Consider the following 6,482-nt stretch of genomic DNA (forward strand, 5'->3'; position numbering starts at 1 on the left):
GTCCCCCTCCTCATGAGGACACGACTTCCCATGTACAAGTTCTTCTTCGACCTGGTCTTCAAGCGGATGGACCCCGAAGCGGCCCACCATCTGGCCTTCCGCTGGATCCGGCTCGCGGTCCGCGTCCCCGTGCTGCGCACGTTCGTCGCCGCCGTGCTGGCCCCCCGCTACAAGGAGCTGCGCACCGAGGCGCTCGGGCTGCGGATGCACGGCCCGTTCGGCCTCGCGGCCGGCTTCGACAAGAACGCCGTCGCCATCGACGGCATGGCCATGCTGGGCTTCGACCACATCGAGATCGGCACCGTCACCGCCCAGCCGCAGCCCGGCAACCCCAAGAAGCGTCTCTTCCGGCTGGTCGCCGACCGTGCGCTGATCAACCGCATGGGCTTCAACAACGAGGGCTCTGCGGCCGTCGCCGCCCGGCTCTCGGCCCGCCGCGCAATCTTCCGCACGGTCGTCGGCGTCAACATCGGCAAGACCAAGGTCGTCCCGGAGGAGGAAGCGGCCGGCGACTACGTCACCTCCACCGAGCGCCTGGCCGCCCACGCCGACTACCTGGTCGTCAACGTCAGCTCGCCCAACACACCGGGCCTGCGCAACCTCCAGGCCACCGAGTCCCTGCGCCCGCTGCTCACCGCCGTGCGCGAGGCCGCAGACCGCACGGTCACCGACCGCCGGGTGCCGCTGCTCGTCAAGATCGCGCCCGACCTCGCGGACGAGGACGTCGACGCCGTCGCCGACCTCGCCCTCGAACTGGGCCTGGACGGCATCATCGCCACCAACACCACCATCGCCCGCGAGGGCCTCGGCCTGAAGTCCTCGCCCGACCTGGCCAAGGAGACCGGCGGCCTCTCGGGCGCGCCCGTCAAGGCCCGCTCGCTGGAGGTGCTGCGGCGGCTGTACGCACGCGTCGGCGACCGCATCACCCTCGTCGGCGTCGGCGGCATCGAGAACGCGGAGGACGCCTGGCAGCGCATCCTCGCCGGTGCCAGCCTCGTCCAGGGCTACAGCGCCTTCGTCTACGAGGGCCCGTTCTATGCCCGCGCCATCCACAAGGGCCTTGCCGCACGCCTTGCCGCGAGCCCGTACGCCACCCTCGCCGAAGCCGTCGGAGCCGAGACACGAAAGGTCACCGCATGATCATTCAGGAAACTTTCGGCGCACGTCTCCGCACCGCCATGGACACCCGTGGCCCGCTCTGCGTCGGCATCGACCCGCATGCCTCGCTGCTCACCGCCTGGGGCCTGAACGACGACGTCAACGGCCTGGAGCGGTTCACCAGGACCACGGTGGAGGCACTGGCCGACCGGGTCGCCGTCCTCAAGCCGCAGTCCGCGTTCTTCGAGCGCTTCGGCTCGCGCGGCATCGCCGTACTGGAGAAGGCCGTGGAGGAGGCCAGGGCGGCGGGCGCGCTGGTCCTGATGGACGCCAAGCGCGGCGACATCGGCTCGACGATGGGCGCGTACGCGGAGACGTACCTCCACAAGGACTCGCCACTCTTCTCCGACGCGGTCACCGTCTCCCCGTACCTCGGCTTCGGCTCGCTGCGCCCCGCGCTCGACCAGGCCGTGCTGAGCGGCTGCGGTGTCTTCGTCCTGGCCCTCACCTCCAACCCGGAGGGCGCTCAGGTGCAGCGGGCCACCGCGGCCGACGGGAAGTCGCTGGCCCAGGTCATGCTCGACCACATGGCCGCGGAGAACGCCGGCGCGCAGCCCCTGGGCTCGGTCGGCGCCGTCGTCGGGGCCACCCTCGGCGACGCCGGAGCCGACCTCGACATCAACGGCCCCCTGCTGGCCCCCGGCATCGGTGCCCAGGGTGCGACCCCGGCCGACCTTCCCCGCGTGTTCGGCGCGGCCGTGGGAAACGTCGTTCCGAGCGTGAGCCGCGGCGTCCTCAGCCAAGGTCCGGACGTCGCGGGGCTGCGCGCGGTGGCGGAGCGTTTCGCCTCCGAGGTGCGCGCAGCGGTCGCCTCCGCGTAGTCCTTGACAGGTTCTTCACGCAAAACCCGGTCATTATGTCTGAAATGTCCTGGTCGGTCGATGCTGACCAGGACTTTTCGTCTGTTCTCGCTGACTGGAGCGGTCATGGCCGCTAGTCTCCGTCGAAGAGCGAACGTGCAGGGCAGACCCACTGCGTTGCGCGTTGCTCGCCTGGTGTGGGGCGACTAGCTTCCTCACCGGTCCGTATCCGACAGTTCGACATCCGAGGTGACGTAGGCGTGGCTCTTCCGCCCCTTACCCCTGAACAGCGCGCAGCCGCGCTCGAAAAGGCCGCCGCGGCTCGCCGGGAGCGGGCCGAGGTCAAGAATCGACTCAAGCACTCCGGCGCCTCGCTCCACGAGGTCATCAAGCAGGGCCAGGAGAACGACGTCATCGGCAAGATGAAGGTCTCCGCCCTCCTCGAGTCCCTGCCGGGCGTGGGCAAGGTCCGCGCCAAGCAGATCATGGAGAGGCTCGGCATCTCCGAGAGCCGCCGGGTGCGCGGTCTCGGCTCCAACCAGATCGCCTCCCTGGAGCGCGAGTTCGGCGGCGGCGCCGCCTGACGTTCCCGGGCACTCCCGAGAACCTGGATAATCGCTGCATGGCAGCAGAGGTACGTCCGCGGCTGACCGTGCTCTCCGGCCCCTCCGGGGTCGGCAAGAGCACGGTCGTCGCTCATATGCGCAAGGTCCACCCCGACGTCTGGCTCTCGGTGTCGGCAACCACCCGGAAGCCGAGGCCCGGCGAGAAGCACGGTGTCCAGTACTTCTTCGTCACCGACGACGAGTTCGACAAGCTCGTCGCCGGCGACGAGCTGCTGGAGTGGGCCGAGTTCGCGGGCAACCGCTACGGCACCCCCCGCCGTGCGGTCCTCGACCGACTCGAGGCGGGTGAGCCCGTGCTGCTCGAGATCGATCTTCAGGGTGCCCGGCAGGTCAAGGAATCGATGCCGGAGTCGCAGCTCGTCTTCCTGGCGCCGCCGAGCTGGGAGGAGCTGGTCCGCCGCCTCACCGGCCGCGGCACCGAGTCGCCGGAGGTCGTCGAGCGTCGGCTGGCCGTCGCCAAGGTGGAACTGGCGGCCGAGTCCGAGTTCGACACCACCCTGGTCAACACCTCCGTCGAGGACGTGGCGCGTGAGCTGCTAGCCTTGATGGAAGTTGTTTGATCTTTTGTCCGATCTTTCTGCAAGTTCTTCGGAAGGCATAGCGTGTCCTCTTCCATCACCGCGCCCGAGGGCATCATCAACCCTCCGATCGACGAGCTGCTCGAGGCCACCGACTCGAAGTACAGCCTCGTGATCTACGCGGCCAAGCGCGCGCGTCAGATCAACGCGTACTACTCGCAACTCGGTGAGGGCCTGCTCGAGTACGTCGGTCCCCTGGTGGACACCCACGTCCACGAGAAGCCGCTCTCGATCGCCCTGCGCGAGATCAACGCGGGTCTGCTGACCTCCGAGGCCATCGAGGGTCCGGCCCAGTAGGTTTCACAACGTTCTTCACCACAGGCCCGTCGGAGCATCCGCCGGGCCTGTGGTGTGTCATTAGGTCGCATCATTTAGGTCTTACGGACGAGCTCGTACCGATCCGAGTGGGGAGACGCAGTGGACGCGACGGACGCAATGGGCGACGCACAGGGAACAGCGGGCAGGCCGAGGGTCGTCCTGGGGGTCAGTGGGGGGATCGCCGCCTACAAGGCGTGCGAGCTGCTGCGCCGGCTGACCGAGTCGGGGCACGACGTCAAGGTGGTGCCGACTGCGTCGGCGCTGAACTTCGTCGGCGCCGCGACCTGGTCCGCGCTCTCCGGTCACGACGTGTCGACCGAGGTCTGGTCCGACGTGCACGAGGTTCCCCACGTACGGATCGGGCAGCGCGCCGACCTCGTCGTGGTCGCCCCCGCAACCGCGGACATGCTCGCCAAGGCCGCTCACGGCCTCGCCGACGACCTGCTCACCAACACCCTGCTGACCGCCCGGTGCCCGGTCGTCTTCGCCCCGGCGATGCACACCGAGATGTGGGAGCACCCCGCCACCCAGGAGAACGTCGCCACGCTGCGCCGCCGGGGAGCCGTCGTGATCGAGCCCGCGGTCGGCCGGCTCACCGGCGTCGACACCGGCAAGGGCCGGCTGCCGGACCCGGGCGAGATCTTCGAGATCTGCCGCCGGGTCCTGGCCAGGGGAGTGGCCGCCCCCGACCTCGCCGGCCGTCACGTGGTCGTCAGCGCCGGCGGCACCCGCGAACCGCTCGACCCGGTCCGCTACCTCGGCAACCGTTCCTCGGGCAAGCAGGGCTATGCCCTGGCCCGTACCGCGGCCGCCCGCGGCGCCCGCGTCACCCTCGTCGAGGCCAACACCGGATTCGCGGACCCGGCCGGCGTCGACGTCGTCCACGTCGGTACGGCGGTGCAGCTGCGCGAGGCCGTGCTGAAGGCCGCCGCGGACGCCGACGCCGTCGTCATGGCCGCGGCCGTCGCGGACTTCCGGCCCGCAACCTATGCCGAGGGCAAGATCAAGAAGAAGGACGGTGTCGAGGCCCCCGTCGTCACCCTGGTCCGCAACCCGGACATCCTCGCCGAGATCTCCGCGGAGCGGGCCCGTACCGACCAGGTGATCGTGGGCTTCGCCGCGGAGACCGACGACGTGCTCGCCAACGGCCGCGACAAGCTCCGGCGCAAGGGGTGCGACCTGCTGGTCGTCAACGAGGTGGGGGAGCGCAAGACGTTCGGGGCCGAGGAGAACGAGGCTGTCGTGCTGGCCGCTGACGGCGGCGAGACGCCGGTGCCGCACGGCCCCAAGGAAGCGCTGGCCGACACGGTCTGGGACCTCGTCGTGCCGCGGCTTGTCTGAGATCCTTGCGAAGACGGGCTGAACAGTGGGCCACGAACGGGCGACGGGCCGCGCCGCAGAAACCTGCGAAATGTGGCGAATCGCTCAGTCCGCAGACGCTATCGTCGTGATGTCACGGCCGTGGCCCCAGGTCAGTGGACTCCCAGCCTGCGAGACAGGGTGTCCGGTCTTGGAGTGCGACCGATAAACTGGTCGTGGAACGTCGCGGGGCGCAGCCCCCTGCCGGTCCGTCAATGATCAGCCAGCAGCCGCTGCAACCCCAGGGAGCGATGTGTCCCGCCGTCTCTTCACCTCGGAGTCCGTGACCGAGGGTCACCCCGACAAGATCGCCGACCAGATCAGCGACACGATTCTCGACGCCCTCCTGCGGGAGGACCCGACCTCCCGGGTCGCCGTGGAGACCCTGATCACCACCGGCCTGGTGCACGTCGCCGGTGAAGTGACCACCAAGGCGTACGCCGACATCCCCACCATCGTGCGCAACAAGATCCTCGAGATCGGCTACGACTCGTCGAAGAAGGGCTTCGACGGCGCGTCCTGCGGCGTGTCGGTGTCGATCGGCGCCCAGTCTCCCGACATCGCGCAGGGCGTCGACACTGCCTACGAGAAGCGCGTGGAGGGCGACGAGGACGAGCTCGACAAGCAGGGCGCCGGCGACCAGGGCCTGATGTTCGGGTATGCCTGCGACGAGACGCCCGAGCTGATGCCGCTGCCGATCCACCTCGCGCACCGTCTGTCGCGCCGCCTCTCCGAGGTGCGCAAGAACGGGACCATCCCCTACCTGCGCCCGGACGGCAAGACGCAGGTCACCATCGAGTACGACGGCGACAAGGCGGTCCGCCTCGACACCGTCGTCGTCTCCTCGCAGCACGCGTCCGACATCGACCTGGACTCGCTGCTGGCACCCGACATCCGCGAGTTCGTCGTCGAGCACGTGCTCGGTCAGCTCGTGGACGACGGCATCAAGCTCGACACCGAGGGCTACCGTCTCCTGGTGAACCCGACCGGCCGTTTCGAGATCGGCGGCCCGATGGGCGACGCCGGCCTCACCGGCCGCAAGATCATCATCGACACATACGGCGGCATGGCCCGCCACGGCGGCGGCGCGTTCTCGGGCAAGGACCCGTCCAAGGTCGACCGCTCCGCCGCGTACGCGATGCGCTGGGTCGCCAAGAACGTGGTTGCCGCGGGTCTCGCCGCGCGCTGCGAGGTGCAGGTCGCGTACGCGATCGGCAAGGCGGAGCCGGTCGGCCTGTTCGTGGAGACCTTCGGCACGGCCACCGTCGACGTCGAGAAGATCGAGCAGGCCATCGGCGAGGTCTTCGACCTGCGCCCGGCCGCGATCATCCGCGACCTCGACCTGCTCCGGCCGATCTACGCCCAGACCGCGGCGTACGGTCACTTCGGCCGCGAGCTTCCCGACTTCACGTGGGAGCGCACGGACCGCGTGGCCGCGCTGCGCGCGGCGGCGGGGCTGTAGGCCCTCCGGCTGCTGCGGGGGTGAGGCTTCGGCCGCCGCACGGGGGGGGGGGGGGGGGGGGGGGGGGGGGGGGGGGGGGGGGGGGTGGGGTGGGGGGGGGGGGGGGGGGGGGGGGGGGGGGGGGGGGGGGGGGGGGGGGGGGGGGGGGGGGGGGGGGGGGGGGGGGGGGGGGGGGGGGGGG

General features: G+C 70.2%; 7 protein-coding genes. All 7 read left to right on the forward strand.

Going from position 1 to position 6,482, the window contains the following annotated elements; genetic code table 11:
- Nucleotides 1-30 precede the first annotated feature (30 nt).
- Nucleotides 31-1,140, forward strand: a complete 1,110-nt coding sequence (locus ACZ4SA_RS34930) for a quinone-dependent dihydroorotate dehydrogenase (RefSeq protein WP_468282175.1) — start codon at nt 31-33, stop codon at nt 1,138-1,140.
- Complete coding sequence (gene pyrF, locus ACZ4SA_RS34935; RefSeq protein ID WP_468282183.1) at nt 1,140-1,979, forward strand: orotidine-5'-phosphate decarboxylase; 840 nt, start codon at nt 1,140-1,142, stop codon at nt 1,977-1,979. The genes ACZ4SA_RS34930 and pyrF overlap by 1 nt, the downstream gene beginning before the upstream one ends.
- 239 nt (nt 1,980-2,218) lie before the next feature.
- Nucleotides 2,219-2,542 carry an integration host factor gene (locus ACZ4SA_RS34940; RefSeq protein ID WP_005319887.1) on the forward strand — a complete coding sequence of 108 codons (324 nt, stop codon included), beginning with the start codon at nt 2,219-2,221 and terminating at the stop codon, nt 2,540-2,542.
- 38 nt (nt 2,543-2,580) lie between these two features.
- Nucleotides 2,581-3,144 (forward strand): guanylate kinase, encoded by a 564-nt coding sequence (gmk, locus tag ACZ4SA_RS34945; protein ID WP_468282177.1) that lies wholly within the window; start codon nt 2,581-2,583, stop codon nt 3,142-3,144.
- A gap of 42 nt (nt 3,145-3,186) precedes the next feature.
- Entirely contained in the window at nt 3,187-3,459 is a 273-nt protein-coding gene (gene rpoZ / locus ACZ4SA_RS34950) for a DNA-directed RNA polymerase subunit omega (protein ID WP_005319902.1), read from the forward strand.
- A gap of 138 nt (nt 3,460-3,597) precedes the next feature.
- Nucleotides 3,598-4,821 carry a bifunctional phosphopantothenoylcysteine decarboxylase/phosphopantothenate--cysteine ligase CoaBC gene (gene coaBC / locus ACZ4SA_RS34955; RefSeq protein WP_468282185.1) on the forward strand — a complete coding sequence of 408 codons (1,224 nt, stop codon included), beginning with the start codon at nt 3,598-3,600 and terminating at the stop codon, nt 4,819-4,821.
- Nucleotides 4,822-5,092: 271 nt separating this feature from the next.
- A complete protein-coding gene (gene metK, locus ACZ4SA_RS34960; protein ID WP_468282179.1) occupies nt 5,093-6,301 on the forward strand; it encodes a methionine adenosyltransferase in 1,209 nt (402 codons plus the stop codon).
- The last annotated feature ends 181 nt before the right edge of the window (nt 6,302-6,482 follow it).

It is taken from the genome of Streptomyces sp. NPDC027962 (assembly GCF_055566095.1).

Coding starts and splice junctions, on each gene's coding strand:
- gmk (WP_468282177.1), top strand. CDS start 2,581: ATGGCAGCAGAGGTACGTCCGCGGCTGACCGTGCTCTCCGGCCCCTCC.
- coaBC (WP_468282185.1), top strand. CDS start 3,598: ATGGGCGACGCACAGGGAACAGCGGGCAGGCCGAGGGTCGTCCTGGGG.
- ACZ4SA_RS34930 (WP_468282175.1), top strand. CDS start 31: ATGTACAAGTTCTTCTTCGACCTGGTCTTCAAGCGGATGGACCCCGAA.